Here is a 26,349-nt window from a genome sequence, read left to right on the forward strand (position 1 = left end):
GGGGGACAGTCTGATGGTATTCATCGGCTGTTCTTTTTTCATGTCATATAGTCAGCTTGGGATAAGTCGTACTATAATAAAATCACTCTATAATACAGATTCGGCTATTCTTCAGGTTGGGGTGGGACATTGAAATGACAGGTTCAGATCCATCATTTGATCGTTTTTTTGACAGCATGGAATCCTTGGCGGACACCATTAGTGAATCGCTTCAGTCACAGGTAACCATTGAGGACAGCAACCACCATGTGATTGGGTACAGCTCGCATCAGTTTGAAAGTGATCCCGCAAGAATCTCCACCATCATCGGCAAGCGCGTGCCTAACCATGTAATCATTGGCCTCCGTAAAAAAGGTGTCATGCAGCAGCTGGAGAACAATGCACACCCTATTCGGATTCCAGCCGTCATGGAGGTGGGGCTCGGTCCCCGGCTCGCTATGTGCATCAAGCATCAAAAAGAGATTCTCGGTTATATATGGGTAGTGGACACGGGGAATCTGACAGAAGGACATGCCGAGAGTATCGTCGAGAAGGCCGCAGGTATTGCGGGTCGGTATTTATTGAAGCAGCGGGCTGGAAATCGAAGCAGGAGAAGACACAGGAAGATTTTTTCTGGAAGCTGCTGACCTCGCACTACGGAACGGAGCCTGCGATCAAGCAGGATGCCGAGGCGTGGTCGATTCTTTTGCCGGAGAGCTATTATATCGGGGTGTTTGAGAGTAACAAGGAGATCGATGATCCTTTTATCCTCCGCTTTCGGCACACTATGGCGCCCTATTCCGGACTCCGTCTGTTGTTGCTGACAGCTGAGCATAATCGGCTCATTATTTTATTCTCATTTATTTATCCGGTTGAAGGGACCGACGCCCTTTCATCATTTATGCATAAGTTTATGAAAGACATAGCGAAGAGCGAGAACTGTCTGCTGGCCGCAGGCTGCAGTCTCAATTACCGGGAGTACAGCGCAGCAGCCAGTGCGTACCGGGAGGCCGTCTCCATCCTTGAGCTCAAAAAACTGCTGCCCTTCCATACCCGGGACTTGCGGCTGTATGAGGAAATGGGCTTTTGGGCTTATCTGCCCACAATCATGGAGCATAAGCGCAGCCATACCCGCAAAAGTCCCTTGCTGTATCCTCTGAAGGAGCATGACCGTGAACATAAAAGTGATTTTCTCAAAACAGTAGCCGTCTATTTATCGCTGAGCAGCAACCTGAAGGAATCCGCAGCGTTTCTGCATATCCACACCAACACACTGATGTACCGATTGAACCGGATCGCCGAGATCACGGGCAAAAGCCTGAAGGATACGGATTACCGGACGTCAATCTATTTGGATATATTGACCGAGGAGACCGGGCAACTGAATCAGTGGTTTGGGGAGGGGCGGGAGTAGTAGCTCTTGTGGTAGATTTATAGGGAAGATGAACTCAGCCACTAACCTCCGGGTTTAGTGGCTTCTTTATGTTTTTTAAGGACAATTAACATCCTATTATATTGTAGTATAGTATAATGATTCCTATAGAGTTTTTTCGTTTTCAAGGATATTCATGAGGGATTTGCGAAGTACGGGAATAAGACGTTATATGAAAGGGATACAAATCTATAAAGATCTTATTAAAACTAAAAGACTAATAAGAACGCTTGTGCGGTTAAGGGATAAAAGGTAAAATATAGATACAATTGAATCTTGGGTGGGCATGGTTTCCCTTCGAAAGGGGGTGAAGCCATGGAAGTAAAAGATGCATTGACGATTATGTTCCTCTTTGGAATGTTTATCCTTGCTCTTTTAACGTATATTAATAACAACAAGAGAAAGTAAAAACCCACCCCAAGGTTGCTCGCCGAAGGTGGGTTTTTATTGCCTACGAACTTAGAAGGGGAATAAACCATCCAAGCCAATTGTATCGACCAAGTGTTACCAGCACTTGGTCTTTCTTAATAATATGATACCACATTCAAATAATTGCTTCAAATCAAAAGCAAGTTAAATGAAAGGAATACTCAAAAGACACTTAAGACATAAAATCATTTAAAGATGTATTAGAGACGATAAGACAATATTGTGAGTAACTCGAAGAAGGCATCCCCATCATATAACACCGTGTTCCCACTGCGGATTGCAAGCGATCCTTGGTCTGCAAGAGGGGTTTCGAGGAAGATAATTCAGCAGACACACCTGCACCACCTAACCGCATCGCGGCCAGCCCTATGGGCTTTAAGGTGGTGAGGCGTCGGGAACACAACAACGTTATGTGACATTGGGGCGAGAAATTAAAAATCATACATGAACATATTTTATAAAGGAGAAGAATTATGGAAAGAGTGAAATTTTACTCACCGAACGATTTAATGTGTGGACGGAATCTTATAAACAGTGAGAAACTCATTAAAGAATATGAAACTGGAATAAAAGTGGCTAATGATTTTAACGATATAATTGAACTATACAATGTTAAAAAATATTTTGACAATAAATTATATTTAACGGACTGGACACCAGAAAGTATCGATCGGTTTGAAAAGCTTATTAGAAACTTTTTTGGGATAGTAGCGAGATATGTAAAGACAATTAACGACGAGAATATTATAAGTATCTATGATGAGATTATTTATTACTACAAGTTAGATTTTTGGGAACTGATTGATAAGTTCAAGACGTATGAGAATGTTTCTGAACATAAGTTTCGAGAACTTCTCTTTTCGTCAAATGTGCAGCTATATCAATTATTAAAGTGTAAAAATATAACTGAACATTACGGTAAGATAATCAAGGAGTATATGCTAAGTGAAAGCTCTTCTGCCAAAATACTCTTAGATAAATATGAAATAAAACATATTAGACATACAGAAGAAATACATTTACCGAAAGAATTAAGTAAAGAGGATAAGGAGATTATAATTTCTAATTATATTGATAGCGATGATCCCAACCTAAATTATTTACGGCTTATTACAAATATTCAGAGCAATAAGGATAAGCTCGAAATTTCTCCAAAAATCTTACTGAAATCGAAAAGAAAAGTCGAAGAACAGGAAAGACAGTTTTTTAAAGATAACACAGGGATGAGGATAGAAACGAGCGTTATATTTTCAAGGTACCAAGAAGAGATAGTCTCGTTACACAATGAGGGTCTATCTACAACTGCAACATATAGTTCTAAATGGATCGAGGATAATGTTGAGTATGCAACTTTACTTAATAACTTCATTTATTTATTTGAATACGTTGACTTACAAATGAGGTGTACATTTGTTAATAAAACAAGTGAAATGGGGGTTTTTGAGCGATTTTTGATAACCTCATCGCAGAATGCGTATGTTAAAGGATTTGCTTTTGAACATAAGAATATCTTTTCGTTACTTCAAATGGCAGGCTATTATAATCAGCTCTTCAGTAATGGCATTAGGTTGGAGGAAATTATTGAATGGTTTTTTGTGGAGTATCTTTCTGATGAATTTGATACCTCTAAATTTAGAGTTACTATGCCGTCAGTAAATTCAACTTTCCTTGAGAAATGTACCAATGTAATGCCAGCGTTAGAATCAGTTCTCAAACAATTTATTATTTACGTAGAAGAAGGTCAAATCGATTTTGAACTTCTTGAAATTCGTTCTGAACACTTAATCTATAAAAACATTCCCTCATTTATTGATAACAAATATGTTTACGGTATTGGCGAGGAGTTTAGCACAGTTATCTTCTTACTTTTTTCAGATCAAAGTGGCCTTGGATATATTGACGAGACAAAGAAAACATATGATAGTTTTTTTGATTTATTGTGCAATGAGAAACCAAAAATAAGTGATTTCCCAGAATATAATGTTCAGAAAGTTAAATGGCTTATTGAGCATAATTATTTGACAGTTGACGATGCGGGGGCAGTTGTTTTTTATGATAATGCCCTCGCCTTCATACTTTATGATTTATATATGAATGATGTGGTAGCCTACTGGAAGTACTCATATGACGAAAGAGTTGTTATGAATGAATTAAAAGATAGGAATGTTTTGGAATTTGAAAGTCCTCTTTTTTCCAGACCGGAACAAGCTTATATAAATTATTTACTAAATAAATCACAATTTAACAATGGGCTAGACCTGAGGAATAGATACAGTCATTTGCAACCTTTTTCCACAGATGATGAACAGATACATACTCAGAATTATTATATATTTTTAAGATTGTTTATCATAACGATAATAAAGATAAACGACGAATTTTGTAGTAGATTAGTCGAGGATGGCCCCAACATCACAACACCGTATTCACGCTGCGAGCCTTACGGCCCTTGGTCTGCAGAGGTATTTCGGGGAAGTGGATCAGCAGACAACCCTGCACTGGCTAAGTCCGTCGGACCGGGGCTAACGCCCCTTAAGCCAGTGAGGGTTCGTGAATACAAGAACGTTAGGTGAAATTATCTTAAAAACGGAGGAATAAATATGTATCAGTATATCGAAGAAGCAAACGAGATCTTAAAAAATTATTTGGAGACCATTTCTGATAATAAGTCAAAGGTTTTTTATCAAACAAGATTAAATAGATTTTTCCATGATTATTTATCACTTGATCATAATAAAGCAAGACCTATGAATGCATTGAATTTTCATGATCTTAATACATTTATTAATTCCTTGAAGTTTACTAATAATGAGAAATTAAATTATTTTTATGCTTTTAAAGGATTCTTTTCTTTCGCCTATATTGGGAATTTTATTCCAAATGAAATTATGAAAGGTGTAATAAAACCATTAGTAAAATCGAAAGTAAGAAAATATATTGATAAAGCATCAATTGAAAAATTGATAGGGTTCACAAAAGATATAAAAATTCCAATTGAAGACCGATTACTTGTAGGTTTTTTTATGTACACCGGATTAAGCAGACAGTATATTGCCAATCTAACAAATTATCAAATAAGTACTGGGAATCAATATTACTCTCTTCATTTTGATATGGGTTCGCATGTAAGATATGTTCCTTTGAATATTGAACTAACCAATCTCATTAAAGAATATCGAAAATTAATGCCTATAATAAGACCATATGACAAAGTGTTTAAATTAAACGAAAACTATATCAGCGATAAGATCAAAAATTTATCAAAACAAATAACAAACCATGAGTTTACACCTACCCAATATTCAAACACATTTATTAAATACGTACTAAATAAAGGTAATGATGTGCTTTCAGTAAGTCGCCTTACACTAGAATCGTTAAATACTATTGAGAAGCATATCGATATAAATGAAGAAGAAATAGTAAAGAAACAAATAAATATTCTTGAAGGACTATTCGAAGAAGATAACATCACCTAACACCGTGTTCCCACTGCGGGGCATACGCCCCTAGGTCTGCAAGAGGAATTCCGAGGAAGAGTATTCAGCAGACATATCTGCACCGCCCAAGTCCGCAAGCGGACCCGGATCCTACGGACCCTTAGGGCGGTGAGACGTCGGGAACACAAGAACGTTATATGAAACATCCGCAAGACTAGCAACCTAAATTCCCGGTCAAATTATAACGAGGTAGGCGAAGGAACTCCCAGCGCATCGTAAAGTTCAATCTGGCGTTTGGTGATCTCGCCGAATTGCAGATCGTGTCCGGGACGTTCATAACACTCGATCACATCGAGTTCATCGAGCAGTTCCTGCATCGTATAGCGCCGGAATAGTTGTTTCTCCTGCATCACTTTCTTAATATAGGATAAATAGATGAGTGCGATGAACTCTACAAACAGTTTTCCATCCAGACTTCGTTCGGAGGAAACCTCCATGCGACGGAAATTCAAGCGTTCTTTCAAGTTTCCAAAGGCTTTTTCAATCACATCCTTGTTGCGATACACGGCGAGCGCTTCAATCGGGTCTTTGATCTCATTGCTAAGCAGTGCGAAATATCCGTAGTTCTTGGCAGCGGCATCTATTGCCTCCTGCTTTGGTTTGATGGAGATGCCCCGTTTAGGCGTAGACGTGATTTCAAAGTACTTGACATAAACTTTTTCATGAGCAGGCTCGCGTTTTCCACTCTCCAGTTCTGTTTTCAGCTTTGTAAGCAGTCGGTTCAATTTATTGGCGTCTTCGGCTTCCTTCTCTTTGTTGAAATACAGGTGCAAATAAGCGCGGCGTTCCCCTTCGATGACATCGCCTTTATAAGGCCGCGTCTGTGAATACTTCCAAGTGATCGTAGCCGAGTGTGCATACAAATTGTAATCGGGATGGAAGTTCTCCCTTTTTTGAAGCTGCGGCTTGGCCGTCTCCAGCTCGGCTTGCACGTATTTGAGCGTCACTTTCACGCCAATGAGAAATTTCAAATGATGCTGATACATGGCATTGATGTTCGCTTCACTGTAGAAGCCGCGATCCATGACCAGCTTGATCTTTTTGTAGGAAAAGAAGTCCATATCGGCAAGCAGATTCTTAAGGGTCTGCACATCCGAAATGTTTCCTGGCAACTTGCGGTAGTAAAACGGCAAATTGGACTGCTCGCCAAAGAGAAGGGCTAGATTCATTTGCGGAAGTGGATCATGTTCCTTGTTTTTTCCGTATTTGACCTGTTTCAAGCTTTCCGAGTAGCTGGATAGGGTGGTCGTATCGTAAGCCCAATACTCTTTTTCCGCGCGGCGCCTGCCCTGCAGCCGAAAAAAACGCTCCCTGGCTTCTTCTGTGATCGAAGCAAAAAAATCGCTGCTGCGTTGTGAAGGAATATCCTTGCGGTAAGGATGGCGGTGAGTCAAGGCCCATTTCGAAAATCGCTGCAACGGATTGTGGTCCTCCAGAATGAGAAAAAAAGCGATGGACAGGAGCTGCTTATAATGATCCGGAAAGCATTGCTTTAAGTCTGCTGTAATCTCCAACTTCTCACCGATGGCGCTGAGCAAATAGGTCGCGCCGGCGTATAAGCGCTTCGTCTCTGCCACGGGAAGTGGGCCGCGCTTCACGGTATGCTCTGGCGCAGCCAAGCGCTTGGACGGAATGAATTCGCCCGTTATCGGGTCCATCTTGCCAATGCAAGTACGACGGCTGCGTGATTGTTGCTTCGTTTTGTCCCAGTAGTTCTCGGACTCATAGACGTATGTAATCCCGTTTTTCTTATTTTTCAGATAGATGAGCGGCATATGATCTCCCCATTCCACGTTATAATTATAACGTGGAATGGGGAAGATTGGCAAGAGATATCGGATAAAAACCGTGTCGTTTCAAGGTTTCTGCACAATCCTCGTTATAATTTCGCGGGAATGCAGGGGACAACCCTGCGAACCTAACCGCGGTCGCGGCCGGCTCCTTCGGAGCCTTAAGGTTCTCGGGTTCGTGAATACAAGAACGTTATCGGAAATCGGAGGATATAATGAAAAATAATCTAAACAAAAATGATAAATCCTTAAGTAAAATTACAAACCTCTATAATAAACATCGTTCATTACAAACAAATGAACTGAAACTACTAAAGATACTTTATGAGGCTAATTTCGAAGATTTGAAACAAGTTGGTTTAGTTGGTTTACTCATTGGGTTTATTTTCACTATTTCAGCCAGTGTTTTCAAAGAAATATTTGTAGTTGATTTATTAAAGTCCAATCTTTTTTACTTAACCGTTGCTATAGTTATGGCAGTACTTGTATTTTTTTATCATCATAAATATCGAAATTCAATTATTAAATTGAAAACGATAGAATTAATTATTAAGGAAAGGGAGCGTATTGAAGGAAGAAGAAATTCAATTAAAAAATGATAATTAGTGTGTATTTCAATGAAGCCTCCGACTTCTGATAACATCGCATTCAACGCTGCAGTCCGAGACAAGCTCGGCCCTTGGTCCGGAAGTGGCATTTCGGAGGAGAAAATTCACCGGACACATTCAAATTCAATCAGCTAAGTGGCAGAGCCACCCGGCACTACGCGCCTTAAGCCGCTTGGAAGTCGCGAATACGACAACGTTAGATGAAATAACTGCAAGACAATTATTAAGCGAGTTTTTCAGGAAGTATATGTTAAAAACAAGTGCACTTTAGTGTATACTGTAGAGAACAGCATATGGAGGTGTAGGTATGAGTCTCGAAGAAAAATTATTAAAGGAATTCTCAGACCTGTCAGATGATAAGAAAATCGAGGTCATTGATTTTGTGGAGTTTTTAAAAAATAAAAATAATAAACAATTAGAATCACTAATGGATACAATTATTGATGAGAATCGGGAAGCTTTAGAGGAGCTGGCCAAGTAATGAAGATCATTGGTATTGACCAGCTAATAATATTTCATAATAAGATTCTTAAAGCAACCGGTGGATCGGCAGGAATTAGGGACAAATCAATATTAGAAAGTGCCTTACAAAGACCTTTTTCAACATTTGATAGCAACGATCTGTATGAAGGAGTTATCAACAAAATATCGGTTGTAACTTACTCACTGATTAAGAACCACGGTTTTGTCGATGGCAATAAGAGAATTGGTGTAGCGACTATGTTACTGTTGTTACGGATAAATGGAGTACTAATAAAGTACTCTCAAGATGAATTGATTGAATTAGGGTTAAATACAGCTGAAGGGAAATTGAAAGAACACGATATTTATCTTTGGATCCAAAGACATCAGGAATAGCTTGATGTCTTATTTTTTGTGCGCCACGCATGGCGATTAACTAGGCGGTGAAAGTCCGCTGTGGGGGCTGGTAGTGGCCAACCACTAGCCAAGAGCAAGGGTGTCCATCGCGAGGTGGAATCTGAAGGAAGCTGGAGGCAAACTTCCGGCCCGAGGAACACGAACATCATCAGGCACAAGGGATGGGATGAGCTTGCGAAACAAAGCAAAGTCCAATACACTACACAGACATTCCAGTGTAAATGGTGCGGGTAGATGGAAGGAAAGTGAATCGTCTTACCGTGGGAGATCTCATGGACGTGAGGAGATGAACTTCAAATCACGGTTGAAACAAGATTTACCATGAGAAGTCAGCAGACGCCATAGTACCTTGAGCAGTCGATGGCTCAAGGGAAGGGCCGAACTTTAGGAGGTGCGGATCAATGAAAGGTACCAAAACAGGAGCCAAGTGCAGCCAACTTCGAAGAGAAGGCTCGACGCAGAACGTACATGCGGAACATGGAGAATATGCGGGAGCGTACAATCCTGCGAGGATACCTGAAACCGACAACACCAACGCAGCCGAGTCGAGGGAAGGTTTGCTTGAGGAAATGGTGAGCAGAGACAACCTGAACGAAGCGTTCAAACGGGTCAAAGCAAACAAAGGGTCTCACGGAATCGACGGGATGGGCGTAGATGAACTTCTACAATATCTCCGAGAGAACGGAGAATCCATCAAGCAATCCATCCTGGACGGAACGTACCGTCCGAATCCCGTTCGAAGAGTAGAGATACCCAAAGAGAACGGAAAGAAAAGAAATCTGGGCATTCCGAAGGTATGTTCATACTGCACGCCTCCCAATTTGGTTTTGGACTTTATAGCATAGTAACCCTATTTCAACTAATTGACTGGTGTAAGATGTCCGGAATTCTGTATACGTTGTCGTAGTGCAATCTCTATTTGCTCATCTAGCGGGATATCCCAAGGCAATCCCGGTCCTATCTTCTGCCCCTGCAACATGCCATGCTCAAGCCAATAATAGACAACATGAGTAGATACCTCTAAACGCTGCGCCACCTCCTTTACGGTGAAGCCTTGTCGTGGTAGTGAAAAGGCAGGTATTTTGTTTGAATAACGGATCCACTTGATGGAGGCAACTGTGAAAATTCTACCCTCTGGTGTGCGCACGCCCAATTCGTTGAAATAGATAACCATTTGCTTGTCGGTCATCGTCAGGGCGAGCTCCCGGACCTTTTCTGTCTGTTCAGCGGTATGTTTTCTGGCCGTTCCCTTTGGCAGCGCTTTGCGGGTATGAATCTCTTCACAGCATTGATTTCGCCATCTAAGACCTAATCTAACCTCCGGATTCCTCGCTTCAGCAAATACGGTAACATCTTCAATGAGCAACCGTAAAATTCGTTTGCGGTCCTTACATGTAGTCGTTGCTGAACCCCAAACGCGGGGCAGTGTATGGGCCAAGTTCAGAATTTCTGCCCTGTCTTATTCAGTTGGCTGCCAACTTAAACGAGAGCGATATTGCGCATATTCTAGTTCAACTCGAGCCATTTCCTCTAGTTTCTCATTCCACTTCGCCTCTAAGCTTCTAGTAACCAGTCGATTTTCCGGCTCTACTTGCTGGTATTGACGCTCAGCGCGATCGACCTCATATTTTGTGCGTTCCAGAAGGAGTGTCCACCCTTTATCTGCATCATCCTCTTTGTTGACTAGCTTGTCCATAACCTGTAGCGCAAGCTCCAACTGGGTGGGCTGTATCATTGCTAAAAGTCGATCACCTATAGCACGGTCAATGCTTGGAGTGGGTACGGTGGTACAAGTTGCTCGGCGGCCATGCTCCCATCTACCCTTACATTCATAAACAGGTGAGATACCGCCGTTTCCAGTGTAGCGTACGCTCATGCGCCGTCCACATTTGCCGCAAAGCACAAGACCTTGTAACAAAGCCGCTCCTTCCCGTGCGGGGCCGCTTCGCTCCAGATTCGTGCGATTGTTTAACAAAACCTGAAGGTTGTGTTCATAGACTTCCCAAGTGATATAGCCGGGATGATGATCTCGAAGGAGCACCTCCCACTGTTCTTGGGGAAGACGTACGATATGATGAACAAAATGGCCTTGTTCATTGACGCGCTTCTGGTCACGATAGCGACCATATACATACGCGCCCGCATAAACAGGATTGTACAATATACCAAGGACTCTACCATGGGTCAATGTTCCCCAGATGAGTTTTCCTGCCCAGGCTCCGCCATAAGCTCGCTTAGGAAAGCGTAAGCTGTTTTGGGAGAAAAATTGAACGACGCCATAAGCGCTTCCGCTCGTTTCAAAAGCACGAAAAACGTTACGTACGGCAGTCTGGACCTCTTCGTCCGGATCCATGACGGTGTGCCCATCTGTGTCGTGGCAAAAGCCAACCGGCAATGGAAAGCGTAACTCTCCCTTTCGCGCTTTGTTTTTCTTCCCACCGAGCATGCGGGCGCGAAGGAAGTGGAGCTCGGCCTCACTCATCGTGCCTTTAAATCCCAAAATGAGCCTGTCGTTAAAGTCGCAGAGATCGTACATGCCATCCTCATCCACTACAATAGTGTTGAATAAAGCGCATAATTCGAGAAGACGCAGGAGGTCGGCGGAGGAGCGAGCCAACCTGGAGATCTCCAGACCAAAGATTGCGCCTACTTGACCAAGAGATACTTGGGCGACCAAGCTCTGGAATCCTTGGCGCAGGGAACGACCCGAACCTGAAATCCCCAGATCCTCGTCGATGACTTGAATCTGCTCCTGGTTCCAACCGAGTTGCTGGGCTTTCTCCTGCAGGGCATACTGGCGCTCCGTGCTCTCCCGATGGAAGCGAACTTGGGCTAGCGTCGATTGACGAATGTACACAATGGCCTTCCGATTCAGGTGCTCCGCTCGGACTTTCATTGACGGTGACACGGTCTTCCCCCTCCTTATGAATCGCGGCTAGACAAGCGTGAAACAACCCCGCGAAAAGGGTGACGAGTTCATCCGCTTTAAGCGGATCGTTCCCGACCAACTCAGCTAATGCAGAACTGGACATAGAGAGTCCTCCTATTTGGAGTACCGTTTAACTCTTCTCTCGACGTCGAAGAAGCTCCAAGTTCAATTCTGTTAATTCGGAGAGAAGAATCTGGGTACTCTCGAAATTTTCCAAGCCCTTACGAACCCAAGCTTCCCAGGTTGCTGGGACATAATCCATCCGTGTACGACCCTGATAGAAAGAGGAGAGATACAGACTTTGGTGGCCTGTCCCGTTCGCGCAGTGACAATTGGGTTTGCCACATTTGATGAAACGTGTGATTAAGGAGCCGCGAATGATGTGATCCATGGAGGAAAGAGATTGAAGGATGAGTGGTTTGCGTTCTAGCAACGCAGAAGTAGGAATTGCTTTTCGTTTATTCTTATCACTGTTATTCATACTAAGATTTTACCTCCATCATCTAAGAACTGTCAACAGGATTCGCCACTCATGTGTGGGATTCCTCTAGGGTATGCAAGAACTGGGCCAATTCTTTTAGTGTCAGTAGATCATAGGACAGGTTGGCGGGAGGAAGAGTGGTTGAGGCGTAATGGTTTGTCCACGTTTCAGGGACGCAAACGACACCGGTATCTGTTTGTAAAGAGTACCGGCGTAACCCTTTCACTTCTCTGATACTAAGCAGGGTGAAGCTTTGTCCTTGTAGAGGATGAAATGGATGGTTGATCGAGACCATTCCTAAATGCCGGTTGAGTTGTTGTGCATTTTGCTTTGACCGTTCCGACAGTGGTAGACCGAGTGATCCAACAGGCCATCGCCCAGGTCCTTGCCCCGATCTATGAGAAACAATTTTCAGACAACAGCTTCGGCTTCCGACCCAAAAGAAGCGCACATGGCGCAATCCGAAGGAGTCAGGAACACATTCAGGAAGGATACAAGTATGTGGTCGATATGGACTTGGAGAAATACTTCGACACCGTGAATCAAAGCAAGCTGGTAGAAGTACTATCCCGAACCATTAAAGACGGGCGGGTCATCTCGCTGATCCATAAGTATCTAAAAGCCGGAGTAGTCGTGAAGCACCGCTTCGAAGAAACGGAAGTCGGCGTGCCGCAGGGCGGGTTATGCAAAGCTTTGCATAATCCGCCTTATGAGAAGTAACTCGTTATGCTAAGTAAAGTCCGTAAGTACCCGTCATCAAAGGGATTTTCCCATCATTACTTTGCATAATATTCCCGAAATGTTCAGTAGGAGAAGATTCTTCTCACTTCATATTTCGGGGGAATTCCTATGGTTTTACCTTTGCAAGAACTAATGAGCCGACTTGAAAAGGAGCTGTACCGCCTGCACTACAACGAGCAGTCGATCAAGTATTACAGGTTGATGTGGCGGCGAATCACCATCTTTTTTGAAACAGAAGGAGTCGAGCACTTTACAGAGGAAGCCGGGCTTCGGTTTCTTGAAAAGGAGTACAACTTCTTCGAATTAGAGAAGGCTGGAGAGTTGACTCAGTCGATCATTAACGTCTTTCGAGTGGTACGCATGCTTGGTGACTTCCAACAGCACGGCAGTATTCTGCGCAGATACTACAAGCAGAAGGAACTTTTGCAAAACATGGAGTTCAAAGAGAGGCTCAAGCATTATGTTGCGCATTGCAAAACGAAAGAATATTCTACGGTAACTCAGAACCATTACCGAAAGATCGCCGAGAAATTCATGAGCTTCTTGGAATCCAAAAGTGTAATGCATTGCGCAGACATATCCGCTCGTCACCTAAATGACTACATCAACACGCTGCTCGGATACAGTTACAAAACAGTGGAACAGCAGCTTTGTGGGTTGCGTTCCTTTCTGCGCTACCTTTACAGCAACCAACTCCATCTACAGGATCTATGTGAAGCCATCCCCGCTGTGAAAGCTAGGAAGCAAAACCGTATCCCTTCCGTGTGGACAACGGCTCATGTCACTAAGTTGCTTGAGGTGATCGATAGAGGCAATCCTTCAGGAAAAAGGGATTACGCCATGATCCTTTTAGTCACACGACTTGGACTCAGAACCATCGATCTCAAGCGTCTGAAACTGGAGAACTTGAAGTGGCAAGAGAATCGCATCGTTTTCCTGCAGTCCAAAACATCGAGAGAGCTAAACTTGCCCCTCCTGCCAGATGTCGGTTGGGCGATCATTGACTATCTCAAACATGGGCGTCCCAAAGTGGAGTCTCCCTATGTGTTCTTGCGACATCTTGCGCCGCTGGGGCCTTTCGCCGACGAAGACAGATTGAACCAGGTCATTCTTAAATACATGAAGCTGGCCAAGATCCCGATTTCACCTCAGAAAAAGAGAGGGATGCATTCCTTGCGACATACGCTGGCGAGCAGATTACTTAAGGAGAATACACCTTTATCCGTGATCTCTGACATCCTAGGACATGTCAGCTCCGATTCCACAGCTATTTATCTTAAGGTAGATGTGGACATGCTCCGTGAATGTGCACTGAACCCCGAGGAGGTGCTTAGTCATGACTGAGTTCGTCTTCCGTAGCCCATTCCAACCATACATCCAAGAGGTAATCCGCCAAAAACAATCGCTCGGTTACAAATATGACAGCAGCGCTCGATCCCTCTACAAGTTTGACCAGTTTTGTTTAGCCAATGGTTGCACAGGCTCTACCCTTTCCAAAGATCTAGTTTATGCATGGAGCCAGAAGCGTCCAAATGAAGCGCATGCGACCTTGAGCAACCGAATTGTTGTCGTACGGCAGTTGGCTATGTACATGAACCGGGTCGGCATCCCGGCTTATGTGCTGCCCAAGAATACTGTCTCTAAGGGACCAAGATATATTCCTCACATATTTAGCAATGATGAGCTTGCGCAGCTATTTAAACAGACCGATGCTTGTCATTACAGACCAGAGGTTCCGAACAGGCAGTGGATCATGCCCTTATTGTTCCGCATGCTCTACGGCTGTGGTTTGCGCATTTCAGAAGCGCTGCAACTGAAATTACGGAACGTTGATCTGGACACGGGAGTACTGACGATTATGGATGGAAAGTTTAACAAGAACCGGCTCGTTCCGCTGTCCGCCGAACTCCACCAACGTTGTCACGCCTATGTGAAACAAGTCCATACATTTTCGGATGCAGATGCGTATTTCTTTCCAGGTTCCAATGGACAAGCCCTAACCCAGAATAACGCGTATAAAAACTTCAGGAAGTTTCTTTGGAGAGCCCGAATTTCTCATGGCGGCTGGGGAAAAGGGCCTCGCCTGCACGATTTCCGTCATACCTTCGCCGTTCACTGCCTGCGACGCTGGGTGCAGGAAGGAAAAGATCTAACCGCCTATCTGCCGGTCCTCAAAACATATCTGGGTCACCATTCCTTCAGCGACACGTCTCAATACTTGAGACTGACGGCTGAGCTTTACCCAGATATTACAGCCAAAGTGGAGCATGCCTTCGGTCACGTGATTCCTGTCTTGGAAGGCGATGGCCATGAAGCCAACTGACTTTGCCAAAGCACTAACTCAATACTTATCTGTTTATCTGCCAGGACAGCGAAATGTGAGTCCTAACACCATCTCGTCCTACCGTGACACGTTTAAATTGTTTCTTAGCTACTGCAAGCAAGGTAAGGGACTCACCATTGAGCGTCTTGGTCTCTCGCAAATGGACGAAACGCTTGTACTTGGCTTCTTGAAGTGGCTAGAAGAAGAACGGAACAATGGCATTTCTACACGGAACCAGCGATTGGCTTGTATTCATGCATTCTTCCGTTATATACAGGCGGAGCATCCAACGGGCTTACTTGCTTTCCAAAAGATTCTCTCCATACCCTTCAAGAAGGCTCAAAAGCCAACGGTGAACCACCTTACTTCGGATGCGTTAATACTGATTCTCGCACAACCCGATCTCTCCACACGTAGTGGTCGCCGAGATTTGACGTTGTTATCTGTCTTGTATGATACGGGGGCTAGGGTGCAGGAGCTAGTTGATCTCCGCGTCCGTGACGTTCGCTTAGATCCACCTCCGATTCTAACGCTCACAGGCAAAGGCCGCAAGACACGACATGTCCCACTTATGGCCAACACAGAGTTTGTATTGAGGCAGTATATGACCGAAAACTATTTACTTGAAAACGGTAAGCTGGACAGACCGCTGTTTGTTAACCGACAGCGAGGAAAAATGACCCGAGAAGGTATTGCGTTCATCCTGGATAAGTATGTTTCTAAGGCACGTTCTGCTTCGTCACTTATTCCAGAAAAAGTGACCCCTCATGTGTTGAGACATACTAAAGCGATGCACTTGCTGCAGGCGGGAGTCAATCTGATCTACATTCGTGATTTGCTCGGTCATGTTGATATTGCAACAACAGAGATTTATGCGCGCGCTGACACTGAACTGAAACGTAAGGCGTTGGAGCAGGCCTATCCTAACATGGTTTCTACGGATCTGCCGCAATGGAACCAAGATGACGACCTGCTTGAATGGTTGACGCGCCTCTAACTTAGCACCTTATTATGCAAAGTAAACGAAGCTACGATCTGATAAGACTACGGTTTTTGGACGTTTACTTTGCATAATATTTTACTTCTCATAAGGCGGGAACCTGAGCCCAATCCTTAGCAACATCATGCTGAATGAACTGGATAAGGAACTGGAGCGCCGCGGTCACCGGTTCGTACGCTATGCGGACGACATGCTCATCTTTTGTAAAAGCAGAAGAAGCGCGGAACGGACGCTGGCGAACCTGCTTCCCTTTATCGAGGAAAAGCTGTTTCTCAAAGTAAACCGGGAAAAGACGGTAGTGGACGAGGCGAGGAAGGTCAAATTTCTTGGACTCTCCTTCTATACAAAGAATGGAGAAATACGGGTCCGCATCCACCCGAAATCCATTGCAAAGATGAGGGCCAAAGTGAAGGAACTTACATCGAGAAGCAATGGAATGGGAAATGAACAGCGGGCGGAGAAGCTTAGACGCTACATCATGGGGTGGATAAACTACTTCAAGATAGCAGATATGAAGAGCCTGCTCCAATCTACGGATGAATGGATGAGAAGACGGATTCGCATGGTCTACTGGAAGCAATGGAAACGAGTGAAAACGAAATTCGAAAAGCTGCAGTCACTCGGAATCCACAAGCAGAAGGCATGGGAGTACGCAAACACAAGAAAGAGCTATTGGAGAATCTCGGGCAGCCCCGTCCTCTCGAAATCACTTGGTAACAACACCCTCAAAGGATTAGGCTTTCTTTTCTTTTCAGATTACTATCGACAAGTCACTGCGTGAACTAAGGAACCGCCGTATACCGAACGGTACGTACGGTGGTGTGGGAGGTCGGCTACTCAACTAATGGGTAGCCTCCTACCCGATTATTATTTGAACCTGAGGCTAATTCGAAGAAGGCAGTTGCTTCGTCTAACACTCTGGATTGGTTGCGCAGTTGCCCAAAAAAAAGACCTTCATAACCACTACTTGAAGGCTGTCAGTGTCGTAATCATATGAGCAGAAAAGCTGCGCGGCAATTGCGCAAATCCATGTTGAACGAAGCCGCAGGTACGTGCTGGCCTATGGGCTTTGTTATTTACTTCCATCTCGCAATGGAGCACGAAATAGGAAACTTCTTGTTCAAACGGATAGAGTCAACGTTTTATTTTCACGGATGAAGACATACTTCCCTCCTCCCCAGAACAGGCATCGTCACAAAAAGTATGCCATTTCATTGTACTTACCCACCGCCCGGAATCAGCGTCAATATCGGACACCAAGTCCCTCCACAAGAGGGGCACATCGAAATATCTATACCGGTTAATTTTAAAAATAAGTTCTTTTGCCGTCAACTTTACGTTAGGTTTAATCGGCGTCCGAGTCAGACGCAAACATTTCAGTAGTTTTGTTTTCCGGTTGGCATTGCTGAGAAAGCCATAATATCTAATTTTCTGAAAACCAGAAGGTAGTACATGCATCATAAATCTGCGCATAAACTCCATCGCATCTAGTGTCAGAGGCTTGACCTTCCCGTCATCTTTGTAATCTCGGTAATGGAAGGTTACCGTCCGCTCATCCATCGCAATGAGCCGATTATTGTAAATTGCAGTCTTGTGCGTGTACCGACTTAAATATTTCACGACGTGAAAGGAAGTCTTAAACGGTTTCTTGCAGTAGACGACCCAATCCGGTTCATAGAGTGCATCTACAAGTGCGAGAAAAGAGGATTCCTCAGCATAGGGCAAGCAGGAGCCGGTAAATCTTAGCTTCTGCTCTACAAAAGCTTTTTTCAAGAAATAAAGGAATATACCTCGAAACACTCTGGAGAGAATCTTCACGGGAATAAAGAACTTTTTCCTCGAGCGCATAAAAGAACAGCCTGAAGGCGAAAGGCCGCCACCCGGTACAATGCAGTGGACATGGGGATGGAAAGACAGATTTTGTCCCCAGGTATGCAACACCATGGTGACTCCGATTTGGGCACCCAGAAACTTAGGATCCAAGGCCAGCTTGGAAAGCGTTTCGGAGGCAGCTTTGAAGAGAATAGAGTTCATAAGTTTTGGGTTGGCTAAAAATAAAGGATTCAACGTGTGAGGAACAGTGAAAACGGTATGGAAATAAGGAACGGGCAAAAGTTCAGATGTTCGATCTAGAATCCACTGCTCTTTTTTCAAATTCCCACATTTGGGACAATTACGATTGCGACAGGAATTGTAGGACACCTTTAAATCCTCGCAAGAATTACACTGATCGATATGTCCGCCCAAAATTGCCGTTCTGCAGGTTTGGATGGCTTGAGTCGCCTTAATGCCTTCCATGTGAACGGGATGGGACTCCAGAAAAGGCTCAGCGAAGCGCGAAAAGATGTGCTGTAGCTCAATCAAGATCACCACCTCCGAGAGGAAGGTCTAGAGGGCTTTTCAAACCGAGGACTTGAGCATGCGTCAGATGTAGATACAGGGAAGTCGTTTGAATATCCGCGTGCCCAAGAAGTTCCTTAATTTGCAGAATACTCGCACCGCGATTTAACAAATGGGTTGCGAAGCAATGACGCAAGGTGTGCACCGACACATCCTTAGAGATCCCGGCAGCATGCAGCGAATCTTTAAAAACAGACTGAATCGTCCTTACCGAAATGGGCTTCGTATCGGGGATACCGGGAAAGAGCCAAAGATTAGGGCGGTAGACCTTCCAGTATTGACGAAGTAAAAGGAGATTATGGTTGGATAGGATGGAATAACGATCCTTGCCCCCTTTGGATTGACGAACCAAGAGGCGCATGTTCGCACTGTGAATGTCTGTCATTCGCAGATGTGCCACTTCGCTCACACTCACACGAAGACCCGCGGAGTAAACCGTTGTAAGAATGGCTTTGTGCTTGAGGTTCCGGGTAGCCTCGAGGATCTGGCATACTTCCTGAAATGTCAGCATGGTGGGGAGAAAAGATTTCTTTTTCACTCTAGGTACATGCAGCATGTTCCATTCGCGGAAAAGCACAGACTGGTAATAAAATTTGATGGCACCATAGGCAGAATTTACGTAGGCAGAACTCAGTTTTTCAGTTGTGATAGCATGATGAAGAAAAGCACGAACTTCCTCGTATCCAACAGATGCAGGAGGCTTGCCACAAAACGAATAGAAACGTTTCATGTGTGCTAAATAAGTTCTTTGAGTGCTTTTGGCAAAACCTCGTAACTCCATAGAAACGGTCATCGAATATATCCAATCTTGCATAAATAAACACCCTCCTTTTTTACTAGATAATAAAGGAAGGCATGGTAAAATAGCAGTAAGGGTTTGTAGGATTTGAAAAGCTACCGCGTAGCGGTTTAGTTCAACACCGTATTCACGCTGTGGACCCTGGCGGGTCCTTGGTCTGCAGAGGCATTTCGGGGTAGTGGGATCAGCAGACAACCCTGCACTGGCTAAGTCCGTCGGACCCGGGGCTGACGCCCCTTAAGCCAGTGAGGGTTCGTGAATACAACAACGTTATACGCAATTCTTGCAGTGCATCTAAAACATAATAATAAAGGATGTAATTATAATGGAAATATTACTCGTCGAGAACATATCAGAATCATATTTTTTAGATTTACTCGAATTATATAAACAAGAAGATTGGACAAGAAATAGAAAACCGGAAGATATTAAAGTAATGATAGATAACTGCAAGACCATTGGACTGATTGATAAGGAAGTGAATAAATTAATTGGATTTTCAAGAGTAATTACAGATTTTGTCTATAGAGCGACGATTTACGATGTAATTATTTTAAATGATTATCACGGCAAAGGACTTGGAAGATTATTAATTGAAAGCATAGTAAATCACCCACAAATTAAAGGAATTGAAAGAATTGAATTATACTGTTCGGGTGACAAGGTAGAATTCTATAATAAATGGTCTTTTAATAAAGTAACTGAAATGACTAATTTCATGAGAAGAATTAATAAACCTATGTGAAGCATTTCAAGATGGCAAGGATTCCGATCGATTAGATAACTCAATTTTGAAGGTCATGGATTATATCCTCAAGGTTAATGGTCTCACCTTTAAGAAATTCTTCTCGGCCTTCTTTAATTGCCTGAATATCATCTTCGGTTAAAGGTTCGTCATCATAAGGAATGTAAAAATCAGCAGGGTGAATCAATCGCTTTACCAAATCAGCAACAAGAGGAACATCTTTATCAGACAGTTTGTCAATTAAATTATTAAGTTCTTTTTTACTCATAGCCAAATGAAATCAACTCCTTAATAATGACATAGACAATAATTGTAACTAACTAATTATTATTTTCAATACGAAGGAGCCTATTATGTGGGAGTATTTAATTGCTAGATTATCTGTTTTAATGGTGATTTGTTTATCCACGTTACTTATTGTTATCTATCCGACAATCAATAAACACAACAAAATATTTTCTAAATTGAGCATAACAGTTGGATTGTTTGTTCTCGTAACATTAATGTATTTTCTTTTAGGATACGCAGTTATTCGTGATCAAATATTTACGTACGGATTTAAGTGAATTGAATAAATTGAGAAAATAGACTTGAAATAATGATTAGGAAACCCTACGGGTTCGGGAATACAATAACGTTATCAGAAATCCCCTAGTGCTATTAAACAAAGAGAAAGGAGACCTAATATGTTTCTGTATACCGTGTTATCAATCGGTTGTTTATTTTCAATAATTGCAGTTTTTAAAAATAGAGAAGAAGAATACGATGATAAATAATTTTTGTCTTATTCTTCGATACGGCGCTGATGCGAATTAAGCCTCGCAGGTTCAGAGTTCAAAGAGAAACGAAAATTAATGGGTATTCTAAATTTATTGGTTTCATTATTTATATTCTCTGTTTTTGCTATGACACTATCACTGAAATAATAAAGTTAAGAACGAAATGTCAAATATTTTTTTGTTTAGGGGTGCCCAATACTATGACTAATAATCTGAAAATAAGCAATCCCACTCAATCCGATATGGCATCAGCATGTAATCTTTTTGAAGCGTCAATTTCCGATGCCTTTGAAAAAGAAGGACTTGGTCTTTTAATAGATGATATTCAAAAAGAAATTGAGCATAAAAAGCATCTGCTTCACACATCACTGAACCTGGCTGATTCGGATACCTATTTCCTGGTTGCTAAAATCAATAGAGCAATTGTCGGCACAATTTCTTTTGGACCCTGTGGCGAGGATATCAGATCATGCACAGAAAATCAGCTGGATGACGTGGGTGAATTGGGCAGTGTATACGTTTTGCCGAGCTATCAGGGCCAAGGTGTGGGCTCAGCATTGATTAAGGATATGGCAACATATCTTAAACAACAAGGAATTGATCAGTTTTGCCTGGACAGTGGCTATAAACGTGCGCAGAAAAGATGGTTGCGAAAATTTGGGGAGCCCTATAAAGTGGTTAAGGACTATTGGGGACCCAATTCTGTTCACATGGTCTGGCTTTGTAAAGTGACTGATTTTATAGATTGAAGAAATAAACGGAACAAGATCAACGATTGGAGAATTTACTAACATTAGAATTTAAAGAGGTTACTAAAGCAAGAGAAGATGATTTTGAAAATGGAAGACTTTTTAGGTAGTGGGCTGAAAGAAATATTATTAGCATGGGTTCTCCCCTTGGTTGTCAGATGTATAATCATGAAAGTCGCTCAGCCAGCACCCCCCAGCCTAAAATAAGAGCTATCTAAGGCTGGGGTGTTTCGTGAATACAAGAACGTTAGGTGAAGTTTTTGCAAAAGCGTTGACAGTCCCATAATATGTAATACAATGTGCCTATCATAACATTCTATCAAGTACCTCAACCGATGAGGAATAAATAGGTGATGGGTCATGCTAATACAGAACGAAGTGGACTATCTATTAAATTTAGTTAAGGTTCTCTCAGAAAATAGAAATATTACACTACCCAATCCTGGGCAATCTTTAGAACTCGGGGTTAATTCTGCAAATTCAAATGAAAAATTTATAGTCGATATAAATAGAAAAGGTACAATAAATATTCAAAAAGTTACATATCAAACAAGGTATCAAAGATCAGTTGTCCTTTTGAGGTTAGACATTGAGGGGAGTCCACATAAAAATCCAGATGAAGAGATTATTCCTTGTCCTCATCTGCATATTTTTAGGGAAGGGTTCGGGACTAGTTGGGCATACCCTTTGGATAAGAAAATAATTACTGAAACAACCGACTTAGTACAGGTATTAATTGCCTTCCTAAAGTATAATAATGTTACTAACATACCACCGATTCAACAATACTTAATTTAATTAACCACTGAAAGGAGGGGGAAACATGCAACTTAAAGATCAGTTAATTAATTCATATTTGGGGTGGCTTAAGGAAAACATCATTCTGAAAGACATTAATAACGCGATCGAGATAACAACCCCTCTAATGGATCGCCATAATGATTTTCTGCAGCTGTATGTTGTGCCTCAAGGTGATAAACTAAGGTTAACAGATGATGGCTATATCATTAATGACTTACTACTTTCAGGTTGTGATATTTATGGGTCAAGAAAACGTAAGGAAATGCTACTTACAATATTAAACAGCTATGGGGTAGGGAAATCAGAAAACGATGAGCTCTTTGTTGAAGCAACAGTTGAAAACTTTCCTCAAAGAAAACATATGCTTGTCCAGGCAATGTTGACAGTAAACGATATGTTTTTAACCACGAGAATGAACGTGCAGAGTATTTTTTGGGAAGATGTTGAGAATTACTTCTTAACTAATGACATTCGATATACTGACAACGTTATTTTTACTGGAAAAAGCGGATTTTCACAAAAATTCGATTTTGTAATTCCCAGATCGAAAAATAAAGGTGAACGAATAGTTCAAACAATAAATAATCCTTCAAAATCAAAAGCTGAAAGTGTTTTATTTGCTTGGGAGGATATTAAAAATACAAGAAAATCAGATTCTAGTCTCTACGCGTTTCTTAATGATTCAGAAAGAACTATCAATAATGATATCCTAAGTGCCTTTAAACAGTACGATGTGAAAACTGTTTTATGGTCAGGAAGACAACAATATGTAGAAGAACTTTCAGCATAAATAGCCCTTAAATGTAAGGGTTATTTTTTTTGTTAATAAGATCGGGAATTACATGAGGAAAAATATGAAATCGAGGAAGTACGATTCGTTGATGAGTTGCCCCTTCAAATGAATTTTGGAACACTATACCATAGTCTAATTAGCAAATGGGAAGAAGTAAAAGGCTGAAATTATTTTTCACAAGCAATTAAATCTTTATCGCGATCACTTTTTATATTTGCGTTGTACAGTTCTTTAGATACAAAGGGCTTATATTTTGTTTTTCCTCCTTTATTCTTAACGGAAGAAGACTGCGCCACGCCACCTTTATAAACTCTATTAAGTTCAGTGCAGTTTTTATATGTTTTTACATTAGATTTAGCTTCTGCTAATCCCGATGCCCCTAATAATAGACCAAGGCTTAATGTGATCGTAAGGATTTTTTTCATTATCAAATCTCCCTGTTTGGTTGAATGGTTCAAACAATTGATAGATCTCTACTAAGAATATATTCTAATTTGAATGTACCTGTATCGCCCATTTTTTTCGCTATTTCCCCTGAAACCCCCGCACCAACACCAATCCCGACACGTACAATAACCCATATTTAGAAATCTGCATCATTAAAGGGGGGAAGTGCGGTGTCGTATTATTATCAATCTCCCGAGAGTCTGAAGTTTGAGCAGAATATGAGAAAAGGCATTATTGACTCGGCAAAAGCCTTGAAGGCCAGTGGAGTGGACTTTGCGACGTATAAAAGCACCCGTTGTAATAAAAAGTTTTGGTCGCGAACAGGTAATGGAGGAATCCTGCTAAAGAAGGGTGTTTTGCCTTCGGTTGGAATCGTGGATATTTTTCAAAATGGGCATTTATATGCTTTCGAATGTTCTGCGGCGATGGTAATTGTCTTGTACAAGGCGACGCTTGATGCAATAGGTGCAGACATTTTTAATGCGTATTTTAAAGATATGTTCTTATGGGACTGGAATGTGGACAGCGACCTGAGGCTAATCACGACATATTATAAGAACGAAATGACTCCGGGGGATATTGTATATTTCAAAAACCCGGATCATGCTCCCGATAAGCAGGAATGGCAGGGAGAGAATGCGGTTATGTTTGCAGATGACCTGTACTACGGCCATGGCATAGGGATAACGACCGCGGCCGGGATCATTGCTTCCCTGAATAAAGAAAGAATACCCGGAAGTGTATCATCGGCATATCTCACGGATCAAGCGCTCCATCCCGATTTCGAATATCTGCGAAGATTATCTCTAGGGAGAAGTCAGCCTGTTGTGGATCATAGGCAATCGGAAAATGCTGTCTTCGCCAGAATAGGTGCTGGCAGATATATTCATAAAATAACTGTATAGGATGAATTAATTATTGTTAAGGTGAAGAGTACCGAAGGGGAATTTTGGAACTGTAGGAGCGGTAGCGATCGCCTTGAAAGCTTTCCGCAGGAAAGCTCGCTTCGGAAGCATATGCTGTCTCCGGATTTCATCCGCGAACAGCGGTATAATCCAAGAAATCTGGGGACAACAGCGGCCGGAAGTCCAAACATTCACCGTAGTTACGGAGAACACCGAACATAAATATAAAACAACCCGGCCTTTTGTGGCCGGTGTTTCGTTTACTTATACTTTACACCTCAATAAATTCACTCCGGAATTTCTCGAAATCGGCCACTCTGCACTCCAGCTTCAGCCGAGTACCGGTCTCTTCATAGCTGACGGACTGGACATGGGCGTGCTCGTTGAAATAGGAGACGACTCCGCCGCGATCGAACGGAACCAGGATTTCGCACTGGATATAGTCCGTAAATACATGGGCGCGGATCAGTCCGGTAAGCTCGTCAATTCCTCTTTTCAGTTTGGCGGAGAGATAGACAGAGTTGTCCTGGACAAGCGGATAGGGCTGGTCTGTCAGATCGGCCTTGTTGTAGGCGTAGATCGTCGGAATGTGATCAGCACCCAGCGCTTTTAAAGTCTCATCGGTTACAGCCATATGCTGTTTATACTCTGGGTCAGAGTAGTCAACTACGTGAATCAGCAAATCGGCTTCGGTAACCTCCTCCAGTGTGGAACGGAAGGCCTTCACCAGATGGTGGGGAAGCTGGCTGACGAATCCGACGGTATCGGTTAATAAAAAGGTTTTATGATCTGGAAGCTCAATGCTGCGGACCGAGGTCTCCAGCGTGGCAAATAACATATCCTTGGCGAATACCTGTTTATGGGAGCCAGGGTGATAGGTGTCCACCATCACGTTCATTAAGCTGGATTTGCCAGTGTTGGTATAACCGACAAGGCACACCACGGGTACCTCATTCTTGTGGCGCTGCTTCCGCTGAATCTGGCGTCTTGCCACCTGCTGTTGAAGCTCCGTCTGAAGGACCAAGATTCTTTCTTCAATTCTTCTGCGGTCCAGCTCCAGCTTGGTTTCACCCGCACCTCTGTTTGTTAATCCGGAACCGCCGCCTTGTCTGCCCAAGGATTCCCGGAGTCCGGTCAGCCGGGGAAGCATATATTGCAACTGGGCCACTTCCACCTGGAGCTGGGCTTCTTTGGTTTTGGCACGTTCCGCGAATATATTCAGAATCAGGATAGTCCGGTCAATCACCTGCTGATCCAGAGCAGACTCCAGATTGCGGATTTGGGAAGGGGACAGCTCGTCGTTAAATATAACGATGGTCGCCTCCTTCTCTTCCAGCAGCGCTGCCAATTCCTGAATCTTCCCGGTCCCAATATAATGGGTGGGGTTGATCCGGCTGGCTTTTTGACTTAGCTCACCTGTGACCTTGATGTCACAAGCGGCGGCCAGGTTCCGCAGCTCCTCCATCGAATAGGCAAAGTTCGTCTTATTCTGGAGCTGCACACCGACAATAATTGCTTCTTGCTGTATAGGTTCCATATCGTTATTCATCCTCCGATTCTAGGTTTGGACAAAAAAAGCACAGGCATCTGCCTGTGCTTACAGTAGGAGTAGAGGACATCGGAACAGGAGCGTAGGGAAGCCGAAGCCTCCATTACAACACCAGGGTCCTCCCCTGAGAATATGAACCCCAAAAACCGCTCGGCAGCGGGGCGAGATCGTTAGAAATCTCCCTTGCGTGCAGCAGGTTATTCTTGGGGCTTCAAATCTGCGGGTTACCTTTATAAATGGGTAGACCAATCCTGAGTCCTCTGCACAGGGCAGAGCTTTAGCGCTATTCAA

The 26,349-nt window shown here is 42.9% G+C and carries 29 protein-coding genes and 1 pseudogene; 20 read left to right on the forward strand and 10 right to left on the reverse strand.

Annotated features, from left to right (window positions below; genetic code table 11):
- The first annotated feature begins 134 nt into the window (after positions 1–134).
- The 5 genes from PaeBR_RS01160 to PaeBR_RS01180 all read left to right on the forward strand — a co-directional run bounded on the left by PaeBR_RS01160 (position 135) and on the right by PaeBR_RS01180 (position 5,319).
- On the forward strand, positions 135–626 hold the full coding sequence (locus PaeBR_RS01160) for a hypothetical protein (protein WP_410513113.1): 492 nt from the start codon (positions 135–137) through the stop codon (positions 624–626).
- A 461-nt stretch (positions 627–1,087) separates the two neighbouring features.
- Complete coding sequence (locus PaeBR_RS01165; protein ID WP_410515035.1) at positions 1,088–1,393, forward strand: helix-turn-helix domain-containing protein; 306 nt, start codon at positions 1,088–1,090, stop codon at positions 1,391–1,393.
- Between the two features lie 333 nt (positions 1,394–1,726).
- Positions 1,727–1,819: a putative holin-like toxin gene (locus tag PaeBR_RS01170; RefSeq protein ID WP_410511530.1), complete on the forward strand. Its 93-nt coding sequence runs from the start codon at positions 1,727–1,729 to the stop codon at positions 1,817–1,819.
- Between the two features lie 494 nt (positions 1,820–2,313).
- Entirely contained in the window at positions 2,314–4,413 is a 2,100-nt protein-coding gene (locus PaeBR_RS01175) for a hypothetical protein (RefSeq protein WP_410513114.1), read from the forward strand.
- 27 nt (positions 4,414–4,440) lie between these two features.
- Positions 4,441–5,319, forward strand: coding sequence for a tyrosine-type recombinase/integrase (locus PaeBR_RS01180; protein WP_410513115.1), 879 nt, complete (start codon positions 4,441–4,443; stop codon positions 5,317–5,319).
- A 200-nt stretch (positions 5,320–5,519) separates the two neighbouring features.
- Here PaeBR_RS01180 and PaeBR_RS01185 read toward each other — a convergent pair whose 3' ends face one another.
- A complete protein-coding gene (locus PaeBR_RS01185) occupies positions 5,520–7,115 on the reverse strand; it encodes an IS1634 family transposase (RefSeq protein ID WP_410513116.1) in 1,596 nt (531 codons plus the stop codon).
- 230 nt (positions 7,116–7,345) lie between these two features.
- Here PaeBR_RS01185 and PaeBR_RS01190 point away from each other — a divergent pair, with 230 nt between their 5' ends.
- From PaeBR_RS01190 to PaeBR_RS01205, 4 genes are all read left to right on the forward strand, one after another.
- Entirely contained in the window at positions 7,346–7,729 is a 384-nt protein-coding gene (locus tag PaeBR_RS01190; protein ID WP_410513117.1) for a hypothetical protein, read from the forward strand.
- 316 nt (positions 7,730–8,045) lie between these two features.
- Positions 8,046–8,219, forward strand: a complete 174-nt coding sequence (locus tag PaeBR_RS01195) for a DUF2281 domain-containing protein (RefSeq protein WP_410513118.1) — start codon at positions 8,046–8,048, stop codon at positions 8,217–8,219.
- Positions 8,219–8,596 carry a type II toxin-antitoxin system death-on-curing family toxin gene (locus tag PaeBR_RS01200; RefSeq protein WP_410513119.1) on the forward strand — a complete coding sequence of 126 codons (378 nt, stop codon included), beginning with the start codon at positions 8,219–8,221 and terminating at the stop codon, positions 8,594–8,596. The genes PaeBR_RS01195 and PaeBR_RS01200 overlap by 1 nt, the downstream gene beginning before the upstream one ends.
- Positions 8,597–9,018: 422 nt before the next feature.
- On the forward strand, positions 9,019–9,462 hold the full coding sequence (locus tag PaeBR_RS01205) for a hypothetical protein (protein ID WP_410513120.1): 444 nt from the start codon (positions 9,019–9,021) through the stop codon (positions 9,460–9,462).
- Between the two features lie 14 nt (positions 9,463–9,476).
- On the opposite strand, the gene PaeBR_RS01210 is transcribed toward PaeBR_RS01205, so the two are convergent.
- The 4 genes from PaeBR_RS01210 to PaeBR_RS01225 all read right to left on the reverse strand — a co-directional run bounded on the left by PaeBR_RS01210 (position 9,477) and on the right by PaeBR_RS01225 (position 12,322).
- A complete protein-coding gene (locus PaeBR_RS01210; RefSeq protein ID WP_410513121.1) occupies positions 9,477–10,055 on the reverse strand; it encodes a hypothetical protein in 579 nt (192 codons plus the stop codon).
- A 21-nt stretch (positions 10,056–10,076) separates the two neighbouring features.
- Entirely contained in the window at positions 10,077–11,525 is a 1,449-nt protein-coding gene (locus PaeBR_RS01215; protein ID WP_410513122.1) for a recombinase family protein, read from the reverse strand.
- 151 nt (positions 11,526–11,676) lie between these two features.
- Positions 11,677–12,027: a DUF6788 family protein gene (locus PaeBR_RS01220; protein ID WP_410513123.1), complete on the reverse strand. Its 351-nt coding sequence runs from the start codon at positions 12,025–12,027 to the stop codon at positions 11,677–11,679.
- Between the two features lie 49 nt (positions 12,028–12,076).
- Positions 12,077–12,322, reverse strand: coding sequence for a DUF5372 family protein (locus PaeBR_RS01225; protein ID WP_410513124.1), 246 nt, complete (start codon positions 12,320–12,322; stop codon positions 12,077–12,079).
- A 23-nt stretch (positions 12,323–12,345) separates the two neighbouring features.
- On the opposite strand from PaeBR_RS01225, the gene PaeBR_RS01230 reads away from it, so the two are divergent.
- The 5 genes from PaeBR_RS01230 to PaeBR_RS01250 all read left to right on the forward strand — a co-directional run bounded on the left by PaeBR_RS01230 (position 12,346) and on the right by PaeBR_RS01250 (position 16,872).
- Positions 12,346–12,747 carry a reverse transcriptase domain-containing protein gene (locus PaeBR_RS01230; protein ID WP_410513125.1) on the forward strand — a complete coding sequence of 134 codons (402 nt, stop codon included), beginning with the start codon at positions 12,346–12,348 and terminating at the stop codon, positions 12,745–12,747.
- Between the two features lie 153 nt (positions 12,748–12,900).
- Positions 12,901–14,112, forward strand: coding sequence for a tyrosine-type recombinase/integrase (locus PaeBR_RS01235; protein ID WP_410513126.1), 1,212 nt, complete (start codon positions 12,901–12,903; stop codon positions 14,110–14,112).
- Positions 14,105–15,091, forward strand: coding sequence for a tyrosine-type recombinase/integrase (locus PaeBR_RS01240; protein ID WP_410513127.1), 987 nt, complete (start codon positions 14,105–14,107; stop codon positions 15,089–15,091). The genes PaeBR_RS01235 and PaeBR_RS01240 overlap by 8 nt, the downstream gene beginning before the upstream one ends.
- Positions 15,078–16,088, forward strand: coding sequence for a site-specific integrase (locus tag PaeBR_RS01245; RefSeq protein ID WP_410513128.1), 1,011 nt, complete (start codon positions 15,078–15,080; stop codon positions 16,086–16,088). Before PaeBR_RS01240 ends, PaeBR_RS01245 begins: the two co-directional genes overlap by 14 nt.
- 103 nt (positions 16,089–16,191) lie before the next feature.
- A complete protein-coding gene (locus tag PaeBR_RS01250; protein ID WP_410515036.1) occupies positions 16,192–16,872 on the forward strand; it encodes a group II intron maturase-specific domain-containing protein in 681 nt (226 codons plus the stop codon).
- 353 nt (positions 16,873–17,225) lie between these two features.
- Here the strand turns inward: PaeBR_RS01250 and PaeBR_RS01255 are convergent, their stop codons facing one another.
- Entirely contained in the window at positions 17,226–18,389 is a 1,164-nt protein-coding gene (locus tag PaeBR_RS01255) for an IS91 family transposase (protein ID WP_410513129.1), read from the reverse strand.
- Positions 18,390–18,447: 58 nt separating this feature from the next.
- Entirely contained in the window at positions 18,448–19,305 is an 858-nt protein-coding gene (locus PaeBR_RS01260; RefSeq protein ID WP_410513130.1) for a tyrosine-type recombinase/integrase, read from the reverse strand.
- Positions 19,306–19,615: 310 nt separating this feature from the next.
- Here PaeBR_RS01260 and PaeBR_RS01265 point away from each other — a divergent pair, with 310 nt between their 5' ends.
- Entirely contained in the window at positions 19,616–20,035 is a 420-nt protein-coding gene (locus PaeBR_RS01265; RefSeq protein WP_410513131.1) for a GNAT family N-acetyltransferase, read from the forward strand.
- 40 nt (positions 20,036–20,075) lie between these two features.
- Here the strand turns inward: PaeBR_RS01265 and PaeBR_RS01270 are convergent, their stop codons facing one another.
- On the reverse strand, positions 20,076–20,309 hold the full coding sequence (locus tag PaeBR_RS01270) for a hypothetical protein (protein ID WP_410513132.1): 234 nt from the start codon (positions 20,307–20,309) through the stop codon (positions 20,076–20,078).
- Positions 20,310–20,871: 562 nt separating this feature from the next.
- Between PaeBR_RS01270 and PaeBR_RS01275 the strand changes: the two are divergent.
- From PaeBR_RS01275 to PaeBR_RS01290, 4 genes and pseudogenes are all read left to right on the forward strand, one after another.
- Positions 20,872–20,961: pseudogene (locus tag PaeBR_RS01275) on the forward strand (DUF3953 domain-containing protein); the annotation flags it as partial.
- Positions 20,962–21,014: 53 nt separating this feature from the next.
- Entirely contained in the window at positions 21,015–21,563 is a 549-nt protein-coding gene (locus tag PaeBR_RS01280; RefSeq protein ID WP_410513133.1) for a GNAT family N-acetyltransferase, read from the forward strand.
- Positions 21,564–21,923: 360 nt separating this feature from the next.
- The gene (locus PaeBR_RS01285; protein ID WP_410513134.1) at positions 21,924–22,361 is read left to right on the forward strand and encodes a DUF6978 family protein; all 438 of its coding nucleotides are present in this window, start codon (positions 21,924–21,926) and stop codon (positions 22,359–22,361) included.
- 25 nt (positions 22,362–22,386) lie between these two features.
- Positions 22,387–23,154 (forward strand): DUF1829 domain-containing protein, encoded by a 768-nt coding sequence (locus PaeBR_RS01290; protein ID WP_410513135.1) that lies wholly within the window; start codon positions 22,387–22,389, stop codon positions 23,152–23,154.
- 170 nt (positions 23,155–23,324) lie between these two features.
- Here the strand turns inward: PaeBR_RS01290 and PaeBR_RS01295 are convergent, their stop codons facing one another.
- Complete coding sequence (locus PaeBR_RS01295; RefSeq protein WP_410513136.1) at positions 23,325–23,582, reverse strand: excalibur calcium-binding domain-containing protein; 258 nt, start codon at positions 23,580–23,582, stop codon at positions 23,325–23,327.
- Between the two features lie 192 nt (positions 23,583–23,774).
- Between PaeBR_RS01295 and PaeBR_RS01300 the strand changes: the two genes are divergently transcribed.
- A complete protein-coding gene (locus PaeBR_RS01300; protein ID WP_410513137.1) occupies positions 23,775–24,509 on the forward strand; it encodes a protein-glutamine gamma-glutamyltransferase in 735 nt (244 codons plus the stop codon).
- Positions 24,510–24,780: 271 nt separating this feature from the next.
- Here PaeBR_RS01300 and hflX read toward each other — a convergent pair whose 3' ends face one another.
- On the reverse strand, positions 24,781–26,046 hold the full coding sequence (gene hflX, locus PaeBR_RS01305) for a GTPase HflX (protein ID WP_410513138.1): 1,266 nt from the start codon (positions 26,044–26,046) through the stop codon (positions 24,781–24,783).
- Positions 26,047–26,349 lie beyond the last annotated feature (303 nt).

Origin of the sequence: Paenibacillus sp. BR2-3 (genome assembly GCF_046529485.1) — a bacterium.
Lineage (GTDB): Bacteria > Bacillota > Bacilli > Paenibacillales > Paenibacillaceae > Paenibacillus_AQ.